Origin of the sequence: Brevundimonas sp., from assembly GCF_044336875.1 — a bacterium.
Classification (GTDB): Bacteria; Pseudomonadota; Alphaproteobacteria; order Caulobacterales; family Caulobacteraceae; genus Brevundimonas.
The window spans coordinates 75,898-91,759 of record NZ_JBIIOP010000004.1 but is presented as its reverse complement, the minus strand read 5'-3'; the positions used below and the strand labels follow the sequence as shown (position 1 = coordinate 91,759).

Sequence of the window (15,862 nt, the reverse complement as noted above, 5' to 3'; positions counted from 1 at the left end):
GCGGGCCGATGGCCGGTCTTGTCGCGACAGGATCAAGGAAGGCCGTCCATGCTGGAATCATATCGCACCCACGTCGCCGAACGCGCGGCCCTCGGCATTCCGCCGCTGCCCCTGTCGGCCCAGCAGGCCGCCGAACTGATCGAACTGATCAAGTCGCCCCCGGCCGGCGAGTCCGAGCAGGAGCTGCTCCACCTGCTGGCCCACCGCGTGCCGCCCGGCGTGGACGACGCCGCCAAGGTCAAGGCCTCCTTCCTGTCCGCCGTGGCCCACGGCGACTTCGAGGTCCCGTCGATGTCGCGCGAACGCGCCACCGACCTGCTGGGCACCATGGTGGGGGGCTATAACGTCAAGCCGCTGATCGACCTGCTGAACGACGAGGTTGTCGGCGCCGTCGCCGCCGAGGGTCTGAAGAAGACCCTGCTGATGTTCGACTTCTTCCACGACGTCGCCGAACTGGCCAAGTCCGGCAACGCCAACGCCCAGGCCGTGCTCGAATCCTGGGCCGAGGCCGAGTGGTTCACCTCGCGCGACAAGGTCGCCGACAAGATCACCGTCACCGTCTTCAAGGTGACCGGCGAAACCAACACCGACGACCTGTCGCCGGCGCCCGACGCCTGGTCGCGTCCGGATATTCCGCTGCACTATCTGGCCATGCTGAAGAACGCCCGTCCCGGCATCACCCCGGAACAGGACGGCGTGCGCGGCCCGATGGCCTTCATCGAGGATCTGAAGGCCAAGGGCCATCTGGTCGCCTATGTCGGCGACGTGGTCGGCACCGGTTCGTCGCGCAAGTCCGCGACCAACAGCGTGATCTGGGCCACCGGCCAGGACATCCCCTATGTCCCGAACAAGCGGTTCGGCGGCGTGACCCTGGGCGGCAAGATCGCCCCGATCTTCTTCAACACCCAGGAAGACTCCGGCGCCCTGCCGATCGAGGTCGACGTCACCCAGCTGAACATGGGCGACGTGATCGACATCTATCCCTACGAGGGCAGGATCGAGCGCGACGGCGCCGTGGTCGAGACCTTCGCCCTGAAGAACCAAGTCCTGCTGGACGAGGTCCAGGCCGGCGGCCGCATCAATCTGATCATCGGCCGTTCGCTGACGGGCCGCGCGCGCGAAGCCCTGGGCCTGGCGCCCTCGACGGTCTTCCGCCTGCCGGTCGAACCGGAAGACACCGGCAAGGGCTACACCCTGGCCCAGAAGATGGTCGGTCGCGCCTGCGGCCTGCCGGAAGGCCAGGGCATCCGGCCCGGCACCTATTGCGAGCCGCGCATGACCACGGTGGGGTCGCAGGACACCACCGGTCCGATGACCCGTGACGAGCTGAAGGATCTGGCCTGCCTGGGCTTCTCGGCCGACATGGTGATGCAGTCCTTCTGCCATACCGCCGCCTATCCCAAGCCGGTCGACGTCAAGACGCACCGCGAACTGCCGGAGTTTATCTCGAACCGCGGCGGCGTGGCCCTGCGTCCGGGCGACGGCGTGATCCACTCGTGGCTGAACCGCCTGCTGTTGCCCGACACCGTCGGCACCGGCGGCGACAGCCACACGCGCTTCCCGATCGGCATCTCCTTCCCGGCCGGTTCGGGCCTGGTGGCCTTCGGCGCCGCCACCGGCGTCATGCCGCTGGACATGCCTGAATCCATCCTGGTCCGCTTCAAGGGCGAACTGCAGCCGGGCATCACCCTGCGCGACCTGGTTCACGCCATCCCCTATTACGCCATCAAGCAGGGCCTGTTGACGGTGGCCAAGGCCGGCAAGATCAACGCCTTCTCGGGCCGCGTGCTCGAGATCGAGGGCCTGCCCGACCTGAAGGTCGAACAGGCTTTCGAACTGACCGACGCCTCGGCCGAACGTTCGGCCGCCGGCTGCACGGTGAAGCTGAACCAGGCGCCGATCATCGAATACATGACCTCGAACATCGTGCTCATGAAGAACATGATCGCCGACGGCTACGCCGACGCCCGCACCCTGCAGCGCCGGATCGACGCCATGGAGGCCTGGCTGGCCGCCCCGACCCTGCTCGAGGCCGACGCCGACGCCGAATACGCCCATGTCATCGAGATCGATCTGGCCGACGTGACCGAGCCGGTCCTGTGCGCCCCGAACGACCCTGACGACGCCCGCCTGCTGTCTGAGGTTCAGGAGACCCCGATCGACGAGGTCTTCATCGGTTCGTGCATGACCAATATCGGCCACTTCCGCGCGGCCTCGCTGCTGCTGAAGGGCAAGAAGGACATCCCGACCCGTCTGTGGGTGGCCCCGCCGACCAAGATGGACGCCGCCGAACTGACCAAGGAAGGTCACTACTCGACCCTGGGCGGCGCCGGTGCGCGGATGGAAATGCCGGGCTGTTCGCTGTGCATGGGCAACCAGGCCCAGGTGAAGGAAGGCGCGACCGTGGTGTCGACCTCGACCCGCAACTTCCCCAACCGTCTGGGCAAGGGCTCGAACGTCTATCTGGCCTCGGCCGAACTGGCGGCGGTGGCCTCCAAGCTGGGCCGGATCCCGACCGTGGCGGAATATATGGCCGAGATGGGCGTGATCGCCGAGGCCAGCGACGAGGTCTATCGCTACATGAACTTCGACCAAATCCCGGAATACGCGGACCGCACCGCGGCCGAGTGATGGGGCAGGGGCGGGCGTGAAATCGCGCCCGTCCAGCGGCGGCGCGGGCTGTACCGCCTAGGCGGCGTCGGCCGCGCCTCCCTGTCCGAAACCGGCGTCCACCAGCCCGCGTACGCGGGTGAAGGCGGCCGAGGCGCCGTCCATGACGCGGGCCTCTTCGTCATCCGTCATTTCGGGGGCGTCGAGGACGGCGGTGAAGCTGCGCCATTGGTTGGCGCGTCCCTCGGGCGATGCGGCCAGATGTCGGGCGCCGAACTCGTCCGACAGACCCAGCGCCGCCGCCGCCTTGATCAGGAAGGCGGCGCCCAGGTTCGAACCCTCGGCCACATAGAGCCACCCCAGGGCCGTCGGCAGGTCCAGCGCCTGGCCCGCAACGAAGCGGGGGCGCGCGGTTTCGTCGGCCGGATCGGCCCCTAGGTCGGCCAGATCGGCCCTTACCTGATCATAGCGGCGGCGTTCGGCCAGGTCGGGAAACAGGGCCGTCAGTTCCGGCGCTTCATACAGGGCGGCGATGTCGCGGTGGAACAGCTGCTGGATGCGCAGGAACTCGACATAGGTCTCGCGACTGCTGAACGGCTTGGCGGCCATGATGGCGTTGTCCAGCCCTTCGTGGACTCCGTGGCTGGCGGCCTTCAGTCGCCTGGCGCGACTTGGTTCAGCTTCAGTCATGGCGAGCCTTGTAGCCGTGGGTCTGACGACCCAGTCAGTTCGATATTGGCGCCGACGGAGGATGATCCGCAGCGGCGCGACGTCGCGGGATATGCGCGTCGGGTAGGGTATCTGCGAGGCGATCGCAAGTATCGAATACCGTCGGGCGAGGGGGCGAGCCCTGAAACAAGAAGGCCGGCCGCCTGTCAGACGACAGGACAGCCGGCCCCGGTCCTTCACCGGTCCGAAAGCAGGATCAGAGGGTGAAGACCAGCTTGAGCCCGCCGACGACAATGCCGTCGCGGTCGGCCTGACCGCCGGGGTTATGGATATACTGAACGCCCGGCCGCACGGTGACGGCGGGGGTCAGCTTGTAGCCGTAGTTCAGTTCGAAGGCGTATTCCGTGTCCTGCGGATCGCCGACGCGCAGGCCGGCGTCGTTCTGGGCCTGCTGGGCGTCGGTGACCCGGCCGTTCACGATGGCCGCGCCGACGCCGAAGGTGACGTCGTCCTTGGCCCGGCCGGGGATCAGGCCGGTGTAGCTGAGGATCACCGCCGTCTTGGCGCGCAGCCTGTTGGTCTCACGGTCGGCGACGGCCAGATTGCCGACGATCGAAAGACCATGCGAGCCGTCGGTCTGGGGCGCGATCAGCTGTTGCTGGACATTGGCGTGGACACCGGAATGATGACCTTCGCGGGCGAAGGCCAGGCCGGTGACGGCCTGATAGTCGCCGTTCACATCATAGGCGATGTTGTTGGAATCGCTGGAGTCGTACCAGCCGCCGATCTTGTAGGTTCCCGGCAGGTCATTGTTGGCGCCGAACTTGGGCGTCCACTGCAGTTCGCCGGCGTAGATGGTGCCGGTCGCGCCCTGGGTGCCCAGATAGAAGCCGCGATCCTCGCGCAGATTCTCGGGGTTGGATTCGATCACGCCCAGATTGAGGTGCAGCTCGGGGGTGATCCGCTGGCGCAGACGCGCGCCCCATGAACTGACCGGCATATTATAGAGATAGCCGCTGACGATCTGGCTGGAGGCCGGGCCGCACAGGATCAGGTTCATCACATTGCCGCAGGGCGTGGCGCCGAAGTCCTCGCCGTGGGTGACGCGGCCGACCTTCAGGGCGGTGGCGCCGTCATTGAAGCTCTGCTCGTACCAGAGCTGACCGAGACGCCAGATGGTGCCGCGCCCGTAGATGGTCTGGACCGGCTGGAGCAGGCCCAGGTTGACGTCGTTGGCCAGGCTGTTGCCCTGGCGATTGAAGATGGTCGCCTGGATCTTGCCGCCGGGGACGCCCCAGGCCTTTTCGGTGTCGATGGTGGCGCCCAGGAACAGCTGGCCGGCGGCGCGGCTCTCGTCGCGCGTGCCGCCGTTGAAGTTGTGAACCGCGTCCACGACCTCGTTCAACGTGAAGGTCACGCCATTGTCCGCCAGACGCGTGCGGGCGCCGCCCCAGTCGCCGGTCAGGGCCGGGCGGTCCCACAGGCCCGGCTGGGTCGCGGCGGCCGGGGTGACCGCCTGCGGCGGTACATTGGCGGGCGGGGTCTGGGCCTGCTGGGCCTGGGTCGAACCGGCGGAGATCAGGGCGGCGGCGAAGGCGCCGCCACACAGGGCGAGAGTACGGGTAGTGGTCATGCGATTGTTCCTCCCAATGCATGAAGATCGACGGCCGGCGCCTTTGCGGCGCTTTGATTGGCGCCGGCGCGGGCGGCCTGAGACCCCGCGCCGGCGTTCTGGATCAGGCGGCCTGAGAGGCGTCCTGCGCTTCCAGCAGCTTCTTGACCTCGGCCTTGGCGACCTTGCCGTAGCCGGACTTGGGCAGGGCGTCCCAGAACAGCACTTCCGTCGGGATCTTGTAGCGGCTCAGCTTGCCGTCGAGGTGGCTCAGCACCGTCTGGGCGTCAGCCGAATGGCCTTCGCGGACGACCAGGATGGCCACGCCGCATTCGCCCCATTTGTCGTGCGGCACGCCGACGACGCAGGCTTCCGAGATGGCAGGATGGGTCAGGATCGCTTCCTCGATCTCGCGCGGATAGACGTTGGACCCGCCCGAGATGAACATGTCCGACGCCCGGCCGGTGATGTAGAGAAAGCCCCGGTCGTCCAGGTGGCCCAGGTCGCCGGTGTGGAACCAGCCGTCCTTGAAGGACTTCTCGTTCGCCTCGTCATTCTCGAAATAGCCGAGGAAGACGGCCGGGCCGCGCACGCAGATTTCGCCGGTCTCGTTGGCCGACAGACGCTTGCCGTCGTCCGACAGTATGGCGATGTCCATGCCGGTGCGGGGCAGGCCGCACGAGCCGATCGGATAGGCGGCGTCGTCCTCGACCGTATGCAGACGCGGCGGCAGGACGGTGATGTTGCCCGTGACCTCGCCCAGACCGAAATACTGGACCAGAACCTTGCCGAGCTTGCGCAGGGCGTGCTGCTGGTCGGCCCGGTACATGGGCGCGCCAGCATAGATGACGTAGCGCAGCGAGGAATGGTCGTAACGGTCGACCGCCTCGTGCTGGGTCAGCATGGTCAGGATGGTCGGGACGGTGAACATGTTCGTCACCTTGTGCTTCTCGACCAGTTGCCAGGCCTCTTCGCAGTCCAGACGCTCGGTGGCCAGAAGCACGCTGGCGGCGCCCTTGGCGACCTGGGTCACGGCGTGGATGCCCGAGCCGTGCGACAGGGGGGCGACGACCAGGGAGACATCGTCCTCCGTGGTGTCCGGCATCAGGTCGCACAGGTGGTTGACGGTGACGAAGGCCATCTGCCCGTGGGTCAGCATCCCCGCCTTCGGACGGCCCGTGGTGCCCGAGGTGTAGAAGAACCAGCAGACGTCGTCGCGGTCCACGTCGGCCAGTTCGACATAAGGCGCGCTGGCGTCGGCGACCAGGGCCTCCCAGTCCTCGCCCGGCGCCCCATTTCCGTTCGGGGAGGCGCCGATCCAGAAGACATTCTCGCAGGCCGTGTTGGCTTCCTTCGCCGCCGCCGCGTGATCGGGGAAGCCGGTGTCGAAGATATGGGCCGAGGCGCGCGACGAGGACGCCAGATAGGCGACCTCGGGCGGGGTCAGGCGGAAGTTGGTCGGCACCCAGACCGCGCCCAGACGCCAGCAGGCCCACTGGGTCTCGAACATGGCGTTGCAGTTGCGCGAATGGACCAGGACGCGGTCGCCCTGTTTGACGCCGCGCGCGGCCAGGGCCGAGGCGGCGCGGGTGACGCGGTCGTTCAGCTCGGTCCAGGTCCAGACGCGGTCGCCCTGGATCAGGCCGGCGCGGTCGCCGAAATGCTGCGCCGCATGGACCAGCATCGAGGCCAGGTTGCTGGTGGGGATGGTCATGCTTTGATCGGCTCGAGGATGGAGACGTAGTTGGCGACGGCGGCGCCGCCCATGTTGAAGACGCCCGCGACATCGGCCTTGGGCAGTTGCATGTCGCCGGCCTCGCCGGCCAGCTGCATGGCGGAGATGACGTGCATCGAGACGCCGGTGGCGCCGACCGGGTGGCCCTTGGCCTTCAGCCCGCCCGAGCGGTTGACCGGCAGACGGCCGTCGGCCTGGGTCCAGCCCTCAAGCGCGGCGCGCGCGCCCTGGCCCTGCGGCGTCAGGCCCATGGCCTCGTATTCGATCAGTTCGGCGATGGTGAAACAGTCGTGGGTCTCGACGAAGGACAGGTCGTCCAGCTTCAGGTCCGCGATCTCCAGCGCCTTGGCCCAGGCCTGGGCGCCGGCCTCGAAATGGGTCGGGTCGCGGCGCGACAGGGGCAGATAGTCGTTCAGGTGAACGGCGGCGCGCCAGCGGATCGCCTTCTTCATGCTCTTGGCGGTCTCTTCGTCCGTCAGGATCAGGGCGGCCGCGCCGTCCGAGATCAGCGAACAGTCGGTGCGCTTCAGCGGGCCGGCGACGAAGGGGTTCTTCTCCGACTCGTTGCGGCAGAAGTCGAAGCCCAGGTCCTTGCGCATCTGGGCGAAGGGATTGTCGACGCCGTTCTTGTGGTTCTTGGCGGCGATGGTGGCCAGGGCGTCCGACTGGTCGCCGTGCTTCTGGAAATACATCTGGGCGATGCGACCGAAGGCGCCCGCGAAGCCGGCAGGGATGTCGCCCTCTTCCTTGCGGTAGCTGGCGCCCAGCAGGACGTCGCCGGCCACGGCGCTGGTGGTGTGGGTCATCTTCTCGGCCCCGACGACCAGGGCGAAACGGCCCCGACCGGCGGCGATGAAGTCGCGCGCCTGGAAGACGGCGGCGGCGCCCGAGGCGCAGGCGTTCTCGACGCGGGTCGCCGGCTTGAAGCGCAGGCCCGGCACGCTGTGCATGGCCAGGGAGGAGGGGAAGTCCTGTTTCGAGAAGCCGGCGTTGAACACGCCGACGAAGACGCCGTCGACCTCATCCTGCTGGATGCCGGCGTCGGCGATCGCCTGGGCGGCGACCATTTCGATCAGGCTTTCGACGTCGGGCGCGTCATGGAGTTTTCCGAACGGGCTGTGGGCCCAGCCGACGATGGCGGCTTCAGTCATGAAGTTTTCCTCAGGCGTACAGGGGGACGCGCCTGTTCGGGCGCGGGGGAGGCGATGTCCGGGCGGGCGAGGCGCAGCGACAGTTTCTGCGCCTCCTGCTGGAGAATGGGGCCCAGTTCGGCGCGGCGGGCGTCGCCCAGCCGGGTCTCGATGGCCGAGATCGACAGGGCGCCGACGCAGTCGCCCTCGGGGCCGATCACGGCGACGCCGATGGCCCAGCTGCCGGCCAGCAGCCGGCCGGGATTGAAGGCGAAGCCGGCGGCGCGGGTTTCGGCGACGGCGTCGCGCAGGAACTCGGCCGTGTAGGTGGGGTAGGCGGAGGCCAGTTCAGGGGCGATGGACTCCAGGATCCGCTCGACCTCGTCGTCGCTCATGGCGGCCAGCATGGCCAGGCTGCCGGCGCCGACGCCCAGCGGATGGCGATCGCCCGCCTGCAGGACGTGGGTGCGGATCGGGAAGGCGCCGTCCAGACGTTCCAGGCAGACGGCGTGGCCGTCGCGCGGCACCGACAGGAAGACCGTGTCCTGGCTGGAGGCGGACAGGCGTTGCAGCGCGCCAGAGGCCAGGCGGTGGATGCCGAACCGTTCGGTGGCCAGGACGCCCAGGACGAAGGCCTCGGGGCCGAGGTGGTACAGGCGGTCCGTGGCGCTCTGTTCGATGAAGCCGTTCCGCTCCAGCGCCTTCAGCATTCTGTGGGCGGTCGGCTTGGCCAGGCCGGACTGGCTGACGATGTCGGCCAGGCGCAGACCTTCCTTCGAGCGCGAGCCTACCAGGCGCAGGATTCCTAGCGCGCGGTCCAGCGCCTGTGCGCCGTCAGCCTTGATTTCGACGTCCGTCATTTCAAACTCCCAAATGGTCCATATATTGGACTCTTATATAGGCATTTCTGGACCGGAAACTGAACCGACTTATTTTCCCTGTCAAATGGGCATTTGAAGAAAGTTAAAAGGTCCAAATAGTGGACCGGTAGAATATTTTTGCGCATTTGCGGTTGTTGGGGTGGTTCGATTACGGTATTCCGTATTCCATCATGACCCATGCGATGAGCTCGATCAGCGCCGCCCCCATGCTCGTGGAGCAGGTCTATCAACGGCTGCGGGCGGCGATCACGGACGGCTCCCTGGCCCCCGGTCAGCGGGTGCGTCAGGGCGAGCTGGCGGAATATCTGGGCGTGTCGCGCGCTCCGATCAGTCACGCCCTGCATCTGCTGAAACACCAGGGGCTGGTGATTGAATCCGGCCGTCGCGGGGTGGAGATCGCCCCGCTGGACGCCGACCAGTTGCGCGACGTCTATCAGATCCGCGCGGCGCTCGATTCCCTGGCGGCGCGCCTGCTGGCCCAGAAGTTCGCCGACGGCCGCGTGTCGGACGCGGACGCGCGCCGGCTGGACGCCGCACTGGCCGCCGGCGACGCCATCCGGCCGAAGACGCCCTTGGCGGAGCGGGCGGCCCTGGACGTCGCCTTCCACCAGGTCGTTTACGGCCTGTGCGGCAATCCGACGATCGAGGAGACGCTGGCGCCCCTGTGGCCCCACATCCAGCGGGCCATGAATGCGGTCATGGCCGTCGACGAAATTCGCACCCGCGCCTGGCAGGAGCACGCCGAGATCGTGCGCCTGATCCGGGCGGGGGATGCGGAAGGCGCGGCCTCGGCCGCCTGGAGCCATGCGGCCAAGGCCGGCTCCGAAACCGAGCAGAGACTGAGGACTGCGCAACCGGCGTAAAGACCGGCGCACAAACAACAGCAATCAAAGGAGAAACGCCATGAAACTGACCCAGGAACAGATCGAGCATTTCCGCACGGAGGGCTATATCTTCATCCCCGAGGCCTTCACGCCCGAGGAGGTGGAGGTGCTGCGCGAAGCCGCCGCCGACGTCTTCGCGCCCGAGCGGCCCGAGATCTGGCGCGAGAAGTCCGGGGCGCCGCGTACGGCCTTCGCCTGCCACACCTACAACAAGGCCTGCGAACTGCTGGGCAAGCATCCGCGACTGGTGGAGCCGGTGGCCCAGGCCTTCGAGGAGCCGGTGTACATGCACCAGTTCAAGATCAACGCGAAGGCGGCCTTCACCGGCGACGTCTGGCAATGGCACCAGGACTTCGTGACCTGGCACAACGACGACGGCATGCCCGAGCCGCGCGCCATGAACATCGCCGTCTTCCTGGACGACGTCCTGCCGATAAACGGCCCGCTGATGTTGGTCCCGCGCAGCCACGAGAGCGGCGCCATCGAGGCCGGCCACGACACCGAGACCACGGCCTATCCGCTGTGGACCCTGGACAACGACACGGTGGCTGAGCTGGTGGAGCAGGGCGGCATCGTCGCCCCGACCGGCAAGGCCGGCGGCCTGCTGATGTTCCACGGCAATCTGGTCCACGGCTCGGCGGGCAACATCACGCCGTATCCGCGCAAGATCGTCTATCTGACCCTGTCGGCGGTCTCGAACGCGATCACCAGGCCCACACGGGCCGAATACATCGCCCACACCGACTTCACCCCCATCGAGCCGGTCGCCGACGACGCCCTGGTCCAGTACGCGCGCAGCCAGAAGGTCGCCGCCTAAGTCACGCTGCCAAAGAGTATGGACGCGGGAGCGGTCGCGAACCGCTCCCGCGTCTTGTTCAAAAACAAGAAGACGCGAGGAGACGCCCATGGGCGAGAGAATGAAGGAAAAGGTCGTCCTGGTGACGGGGGCGGGTTCGTCCGGGCCGGGCTGGGGCAACGGCAAGGCGGCGGCGGTCCTGTATGCGCGTGAAGGCGCCAAGGTCTTCGCCATCGACCTGCGGATCGAGGCCGCCGACGAGACCAAGGCCCTGATCGAGGAAGAGGGCGGCGTCTGCGAGACCTTCGCCTGCGACGTGTCGAAATCGGATCAGGTCCAGGCCATGGTCCAGGCCTGTATCGACGCCTTTGGCCGCATCGACGTGCTGCACAACAACGTCGGCATCTCCGAGACCGGCGGCGCGATCGACGCCTCCGAGGACAGCTGGCACAGGCTGATCGCCATCAACCAGACCAGTGTCTTCCTGACCTGCAAATATGTCCTGCCGCACATGGTCGCCCAGCAGAAGGGCTCCATCGTCAACGTCGGCTCGGTCGCCGGCACGCGCTGGATCGGCTTCCCCTATGCGGCCTATACGGCGACCAAGGCGGCGGTCATGGGCCTGACCCAGAACATCGCCCTGCAGCACGCCAGGGACGGCATCCGCGCCAACTGCGTCCTGCCCGGCCTGATGAACACGCCCCTGATCAAAGGGGCTCTGACCAGCGGCTACGACGGCTCGTTCGACGACATGGTGGCCAAGCGCGACGCCCAGTCCCCGACCGGCAAGATGGGCGACGCCTGGGACGTGGCCTACGCCTCGCTGTTCCTGGCGTCGGACGAGGCCAGATACGTCAATGCGACCCAGATCGTGGTCGACGGCGGCCTGACCGCGCGCTGCGCCTGATCGAGACTCCATGACCGCCCTGCTCAATGTCGTTCTGCCCGTCTTCGCGCTGATCGCGCTGGGCTATCTGTGTCGGCGGGTGAACATCCTCGGCCCGGCGGCGGTCACGGAGATCAATCGTTTCGTCGTCTGGCTGGCCCAGCCGGCGCTGCTGTTCGGCATCACCGCCAACGCCCACTGGTCCAGCTATCGGCTGGACTTCACCCTGGCCATGGCCGGGGCCCTGGTCGGGACTTTCGCTCTCGTCCTGGCCCTGACCTGGCGCAGGCTGGGGGCGGGGGATGCGGTGGTCGACGCCCAGAGCGCGGCCTACGCCAACAACGGCTTCCTCGGCATTCCGCTGGGCCTGCTGGTGTTCGGCGACTGGTCGCTGCCCTTCTCGGGCGTGTCGGTGATCCTGACGGCCTGCGTCCTCTACGCCCTGGGCCTGATCGGGCTGGAGATGGCGCGCGCCCACGGGCACGGGCTGGGCAAGGCGATGCTGAAGGCCGGCGGGGCGGTGGTGCGTAATCCGATGATGATCGCCCCGGCGCTCGGTGCGGTCTTCTCCACCCTGGGGCTGAAACCGCCCGAGGGTGTGACGACCCTGCTGGAGCTGCTGGCCGGCGCCGCCATCCCCTGCGCCCTGGTCGCCTTGGGCCTGTTCCTGGCCGAGAACGCCAAGGCCGGTTTCGGCGACTGGGCTTGGGCGCCCCTGACGGCGGCCAAGCTGGTGGTCCAGCCGCTGATCGCCTGGCTGATCGCCGGGCCGATCCTGCACGCCCCGTTGCAGGTGGTGCAGATGGCGGTGCTGATGGCCATGATGCCGACCGGCGCCGGCCCCTTCATGCTGGCCCAGGTCTATGGTCGCCGTGGCGCCGTGGCCTCCCAGACCATTCTGATGACGACCGTTCTGTCGATCGTCTCCATCTCCGTCTATCTGACCGTGATCCGATGAATACTCATGTCCCGACCGTCGCCGTGGCGAACCCGCCCCTTCCGTTCGAGTCTCTGATCGAACGGCTGAAGGCCGTCGTCGGTCCGGCCCATGTCATGACCGACGCCAAGGCCACGCGCCGCTACAGCCGGGGCTATCGCTTCGGCGAGGGCAGGGTGGAGGCGGTGGTGCGGCCTGGCTCCCTGGTCGAACAGTGGCGCGCCTTCAGGGCCTGCGTCGAGGCGGGGCGGATCGTCATCATGCAGGCCGCCAACACCGGCCTGACCGGCGGCTCGACCCCCGACGGCAACGACTACGACCGGCCGGTGGTGGTCATCTCGACCCTGCGGATGACGGCGGTGCATCTGATCGAGGAGGGGCGTCAGGTCATCTGCCTGCCCGGCGCCTCGCTGGACCAGTTGGAGCGGATGCTGAAACCGTTGGGTCGCGAGCCCCATTCGGTGATCGGCTCGTCCTGCATCGGCGCCTCGGTCGTCGGCGGGGTGTGCAACAACTCCGGCGGCTCGCTGATCCAGCGCGGTCCCGCCTACACCCAGATGGCTCTCTACGCCCGTGTCGGCGCCGACGGCCGGGTCGAACTGGTCAATCATCTGGGCGTGGCCCTGGGCGATGACCCCGAGACCGTTCTGGCTCGCGTCGAGGCGGGCGACTTCCAGCCCGGCGAGATCCTGGCCGACACCGGCCGTCAGGCCTCGGACGGCGACTACGCCCGCCGCGTCCGCGACGTCGACGCCGACAGCCCGGCGCGGTTCAACGCCGACCCGGATCGCCTGTTCGAGGCTTCGGGCAGCGCGGGCAAGGCGGTGGTCTTCGCCGTGCGGCTCGACACCTTCCCGGCGGCGGGCGAGACGGGCGTCTTCTACATCGGCGCCAACGACCCGGCGGTGCTGACGCGGATCCGGCGCGACATCCTGAGTGGTTTCGAGCATCTGCCGGTCGCCGGCGAATACATGCACCGCGACTGCTACGACATCGCTCGGAAGTACGGGAAGGACACTTTCCTGGCCATCCGCACCCTGGGCACGGGCCGGATCGGCCAGCTGTTCGGCCTGAAGTCGCGCTTCGACGCCCTGGTCGAGGATTTGGGCTTCCTGCCGAAATACCTCGGCGACCGGTTGCTGCAGTTCGCCAGCGGCCTGTTCCCCGAGCACCTGCCGGCGCGGATGAACCAGTATCGCGACCGGTTCGAACACCATCTGATGCTGAAGATGTCAGGCGCGGGCGTGGAGGAGGCGAGGGCCTATCTGGCGCGGACCCTGACCGACGGCGATTCCGCCTTTTTCGAATGCACGCCGGACGAGGGGGTGCGCGCCTTCCTGCACCGGTTCGCGGCGGCGGGGGCGGCGGTGCGCTACCGCGCCGTCCATCATCGCCAGGTGTCGGACATCGTCGCCCTGGACATCGCCCTGCGCCGCAACGACCAGGACTGGATGGAGGTTTTGCCCGACGATGTGCAGCGGCCCATCCTGAAGAGCCTGTATTACGGCCACTTCTTCTGCCACGTCTTCCATCAGGACTATATCGTCGCCAAGGGCCACGACCCGATCGCCCTGGAGCACCGGATGTGGGATCTGCTCGATCAGAGGCGCGCCGCCTATCCGGCCGAGCACAATGTCGGTCACCTCTACAAGGCCGCTCCGGCCCAGACCACCCATTTCAAGCGGCTGGACCCGTGCAACTGTCTGAACCCCGGCATCGGCATGACCTCGCGCCGCGCCGAGTGGGTCTGAGACCCTATTCCGCCGCGATGGGGGCGGCCAGGCCCTGGGCCACGAAGCCCCCGTCCACCGTCAGGACATGGCCGGTGACATAGCTGGCCTCGTCGGACAGCAGGAAGACGGCGGCCCCGGCCATTTCCTCGGGCGAACCATAGCGTTTCATGGGCACGCGCCGGCCCCATTCCTCGCGGGTCTCGGCCGAGTGGACCTGGGCCACCAACGGGGTCTCGACCGGGCCGGGCGCGATCACGTTCACACGAATGCCGAACTGGGCCAGATCGACCGCCATCACCTTCGACAGGGTGATGACCCCGCCTTTGGAGGCGCCATAGGCGCTGCGGCCCGAATTGCCCAGAATACCGGACACGCTGGCGATATTGACGATGGAGCCGCCGCCGGTCGCCTTCATCGCCTTGGCCGCCGCCTGACCGATCAGGAAGCTGCCGCGCAGATTGACGGCGATGATCTTGTCGAAGGCGTCGACAGGGGTTTCTAGGAAGGGTTGTTCCCGCGCGATGCCGGCGCTGTTCACCAGCCCGTCCAGCCGGCCGTGCCTGGCCACGATGGCGTCGATGGCCGCCTGGACCGAGGCGGCGTCCGAAACGTCCAGCTTCAGCGGGGCTATGGCGGAATCGCCCAGTTCGGTCACGTCCGTCGACAGGTCGCCGGCGATCACCACGGCGCCCTCGGCCGCCAGCTTCTCGCACGCCGCCGCGCCGATGCCCGACAGGCCGCCGGTCACAAGCACGACGCGATTATTCAGACGTCCAACCATGATTCATCCCTTGAATGCTTATTGGTCCATTATATGGACTGTGAGTGCGCCAATATTTCCTAATGTTATCGGCTTGCGTGTCTTAATCGTGCTGCTAATAATGGCAATATAGAAACAAGTGGTCCAATATATGGACCCAAAGGGAGATTTTGATTTGGCCGATCGACTTAGGCTTATTCCCATTGGAGCGGTGCGTTGAGCGCGCCGCTGATCGAGACCCGCCGCGTCGTCCACCCGGGCGCCTCGCGCTTCGGCCGCGTCCTGACCGCCGTTGGCGAACACTCCCGCCAGTCCCTGGGCTCCATCCATGAGGGTGAGACGATCCAGGTCGGCGTGGAACGGCTGTTCGCCGCCCTGGGCGAAGTCGCCGGCGGGTTCAGGCTGATCGGCGGACGTCTCGATCAGGCCTTCTATCACGTCGCCAAGCCGCGCGACGACAGTCCCCGCGCCGTCGAATACGGCGCCCCCATCCAGATCGAGGGCGGGGCCGCCGTGGTCGCCGCCTCGGGGTCGTTCGGACCGTCCCTTTCGGGCAAGCCGCTGTTGCATCTGCACGGCGCCCTGGCCGACGACCAAGGTCGCGGTCACGGCGGCCATCTGAACGTGGAACAATGCGTCGCCGGCCCCGGCGGCGTCCGCGTCCATCTGATGACCGGCTCTGGCTTCCGCCAGGCCGCGGATCCGGAAACCCGCTTTTCCACCTTCTTCCCAGTATCCGAGTCGCATCATGAACCCGTCGGACATCACTGACATTCGCACCGGCCGTCTCGCCACGGTGCGCCTGGGGCCGAATCAGGACCTGGTCGAGGGTCTGCAGCAGGCGGCCGCCGAACTGGGCTTCGAACGCGCCCTGGTCCGCAGCGGTCTGGGCAGCCTGAACGACGCGGTCATCGAGACCGCCTCGGGCGAGCCCAAGGTGCTGAAGGGGCCGGCGGTCGAGATCCTGACCCTGTCGGGCGAGATCGCCCTGGCGGACGACGCGGTTTCGGCCGGCGTCTCGGGCGTGGTCGGCGAGACCAGCGGCGCCGTCTGGGCCGGTCGTTTCGTGGCGGGCCGCAATCTGGTCTGCGTCACGGCCGAGATCGTGATCGAGGAAGTCGTCGAAGGCGCCGGGCGCGCCGCCGCCTGACATCAATCAATAGTCGCGCCCGGACATTGCCGAGCGCCTAGAACGGACGAACCGGCCGCCAAGAGCCGAGTCGTCGAGG

Annotated in this window: 14 protein-coding genes; 8 read left to right on the top strand and 6 right to left on the bottom strand. The window is 67.5% G+C overall.

All coding sequences use genetic code 11. The features are described from left to right. Window positions 1-48: 48 nt before the first annotated feature. Window positions 49-2,631: a bifunctional aconitate hydratase 2/2-methylisocitrate dehydratase gene (gene acnB / locus ACIQ1T_RS07405; RefSeq protein ID WP_395943891.1), complete on the top strand. Its 2,583-nt coding sequence runs from the start codon at window positions 49-51 to the stop codon at window positions 2,629-2,631. A gap of 57 nt (window positions 2,632-2,688) precedes the next feature. On the opposite strand, the gene ACIQ1T_RS07400 is transcribed toward acnB, so the two are convergent. The 5 genes from ACIQ1T_RS07400 to ACIQ1T_RS07380 all read right to left on the bottom strand — a co-directional run bounded on the left by ACIQ1T_RS07400 (window position 2,689) and on the right by ACIQ1T_RS07380 (window position 8,616). Continuing rightward, window positions 2,689-3,300, bottom strand: a complete 612-nt coding sequence (locus ACIQ1T_RS07400; RefSeq protein WP_395943890.1) for a biliverdin-producing heme oxygenase — start codon at window positions 3,298-3,300, stop codon at window positions 2,689-2,691. 235 nt (window positions 3,301-3,535) lie between these two features. Continuing rightward, complete coding sequence (locus ACIQ1T_RS07395) at window positions 3,536-4,912, bottom strand: carbohydrate porin (RefSeq protein WP_395943889.1); 1,377 nt, start codon at window positions 4,910-4,912, stop codon at window positions 3,536-3,538. Between the two features lie 103 nt (window positions 4,913-5,015). Beyond that, a complete protein-coding gene (locus ACIQ1T_RS07390) occupies window positions 5,016-6,605 on the bottom strand; it encodes an acyl-CoA synthetase (protein ID WP_395943888.1) in 1,590 nt (529 codons plus the stop codon). Further along, the gene (locus tag ACIQ1T_RS07385; protein WP_395943887.1) at window positions 6,602-7,777 is read right to left on the bottom strand and encodes an acetyl-CoA acetyltransferase; all 1,176 of its coding nucleotides are present in this window, start codon (window positions 7,775-7,777) and stop codon (window positions 6,602-6,604) included. The genes ACIQ1T_RS07390 and ACIQ1T_RS07385 overlap by 4 nt, the downstream gene beginning before the upstream one ends. Continuing rightward, on the bottom strand, window positions 7,774-8,616 hold the full coding sequence (locus tag ACIQ1T_RS07380) for an IclR family transcriptional regulator (RefSeq protein ID WP_395943886.1): 843 nt from the start codon (window positions 8,614-8,616) through the stop codon (window positions 7,774-7,776). The genes ACIQ1T_RS07385 and ACIQ1T_RS07380 overlap by 4 nt, the downstream gene beginning before the upstream one ends. A 203-nt stretch (window positions 8,617-8,819) precedes the next feature. On the opposite strand from ACIQ1T_RS07380, the gene ACIQ1T_RS07375 reads away from it, so the two are divergent. From ACIQ1T_RS07375 to dld, 5 genes are all read left to right on the top strand, one after another. Then, window positions 8,820-9,500 (top strand): GntR family transcriptional regulator, encoded by a 681-nt coding sequence (locus ACIQ1T_RS07375; RefSeq protein ID WP_395943885.1) that lies wholly within the window; start codon window positions 8,820-8,822, stop codon window positions 9,498-9,500. Between the two features lie 40 nt (window positions 9,501-9,540). Continuing rightward, window positions 9,541-10,338, top strand: a complete 798-nt coding sequence (locus ACIQ1T_RS07370; RefSeq protein ID WP_395943884.1) for a phytanoyl-CoA dioxygenase family protein — start codon at window positions 9,541-9,543, stop codon at window positions 10,336-10,338. Between the two features lie 88 nt (window positions 10,339-10,426). Next, window positions 10,427-11,224, top strand: a complete 798-nt coding sequence (locus ACIQ1T_RS07365; RefSeq protein ID WP_395943883.1) for an SDR family NAD(P)-dependent oxidoreductase — start codon at window positions 10,427-10,429, stop codon at window positions 11,222-11,224. 10 nt (window positions 11,225-11,234) lie between these two features. Next, window positions 11,235-12,161, top strand: coding sequence for an AEC family transporter (locus ACIQ1T_RS07360; protein WP_395943882.1), 927 nt, complete (start codon window positions 11,235-11,237; stop codon window positions 12,159-12,161). Further along, a complete protein-coding gene (gene dld, locus ACIQ1T_RS07355) occupies window positions 12,158-13,891 on the top strand; it encodes a D-lactate dehydrogenase (protein ID WP_395943881.1) in 1,734 nt (577 codons plus the stop codon). Before ACIQ1T_RS07360 ends, dld begins: the two co-directional genes overlap by 4 nt. Window positions 13,892-13,895: 4 nt before the next feature. Here the strand turns inward: dld and ACIQ1T_RS07350 are convergent, their stop codons facing one another. Continuing rightward, window positions 13,896-14,654, bottom strand: coding sequence for an SDR family NAD(P)-dependent oxidoreductase (locus ACIQ1T_RS07350; protein WP_395943880.1), 759 nt, complete (start codon window positions 14,652-14,654; stop codon window positions 13,896-13,898). 195 nt (window positions 14,655-14,849) lie between these two features. On the opposite strand from ACIQ1T_RS07350, the gene ACIQ1T_RS07345 reads away from it, so the two are divergent. Together ACIQ1T_RS07345 and ACIQ1T_RS07340 are read left to right on the top strand one after the other, a co-directional pair. Next, window positions 14,850-15,404, top strand: coding sequence for a PCC domain-containing protein (locus tag ACIQ1T_RS07345; protein ID WP_395943879.1), 555 nt, complete (start codon window positions 14,850-14,852; stop codon window positions 15,402-15,404). Then, a complete protein-coding gene (locus tag ACIQ1T_RS07340) occupies window positions 15,382-15,783 on the top strand; it encodes a PCC domain-containing protein (RefSeq protein ID WP_395943878.1) in 402 nt (133 codons plus the stop codon). The genes ACIQ1T_RS07345 and ACIQ1T_RS07340 overlap by 23 nt, the downstream gene beginning before the upstream one ends. Window positions 15,784-15,862 lie beyond the last annotated feature (79 nt).

Coding starts and splice junctions, on each gene's coding strand:
- ACIQ1T_RS07380 (WP_395943886.1), bottom strand. CDS start 8,616: ATGACGGACGTCGAAATCAAGGCTGACGGCGCACAGGCGCTGGACCGC.
- ACIQ1T_RS07340 (WP_395943878.1), top strand. CDS start 15,382: ATGAACCCGTCGGACATCACTGACATTCGCACCGGCCGTCTCGCCACG.
- ACIQ1T_RS07350 (WP_395943880.1), bottom strand. CDS start 14,654: ATGGTTGGACGTCTGAATAATCGCGTCGTGCTTGTGACCGGCGGCCTG.
- dld (WP_395943881.1), top strand. CDS start 12,158: ATGAATACTCATGTCCCGACCGTCGCCGTGGCGAACCCGCCCCTTCCG.
- ACIQ1T_RS07390 (WP_395943888.1), bottom strand. CDS start 6,605: ATGACCATCCCCACCAGCAACCTGGCCTCGATGCTGGTCCATGCGGCG.
- ACIQ1T_RS07400 (WP_395943890.1), bottom strand. CDS start 3,300: ATGACTGAAGCTGAACCAAGTCGCGCCAGGCGACTGAAGGCCGCCAGC.
- ACIQ1T_RS07385 (WP_395943887.1), bottom strand. CDS start 7,777: ATGACTGAAGCCGCCATCGTCGGCTGGGCCCACAGCCCGTTCGGAAAA.
- ACIQ1T_RS07365 (WP_395943883.1), top strand. CDS start 10,427: ATGGGCGAGAGAATGAAGGAAAAGGTCGTCCTGGTGACGGGGGCGGGT.
- acnB (WP_395943891.1), top strand. CDS start 49: ATGCTGGAATCATATCGCACCCACGTCGCCGAACGCGCGGCCCTCGGC.
- ACIQ1T_RS07395 (WP_395943889.1), bottom strand. CDS start 4,912: ATGACCACTACCCGTACTCTCGCCCTGTGTGGCGGCGCCTTCGCCGCC.
- ACIQ1T_RS07370 (WP_395943884.1), top strand. CDS start 9,541: ATGAAACTGACCCAGGAACAGATCGAGCATTTCCGCACGGAGGGCTAT.
- ACIQ1T_RS07360 (WP_395943882.1), top strand. CDS start 11,235: ATGACCGCCCTGCTCAATGTCGTTCTGCCCGTCTTCGCGCTGATCGCG.
- ACIQ1T_RS07375 (WP_395943885.1), top strand. CDS start 8,820: ATGAGCTCGATCAGCGCCGCCCCCATGCTCGTGGAGCAGGTCTATCAA.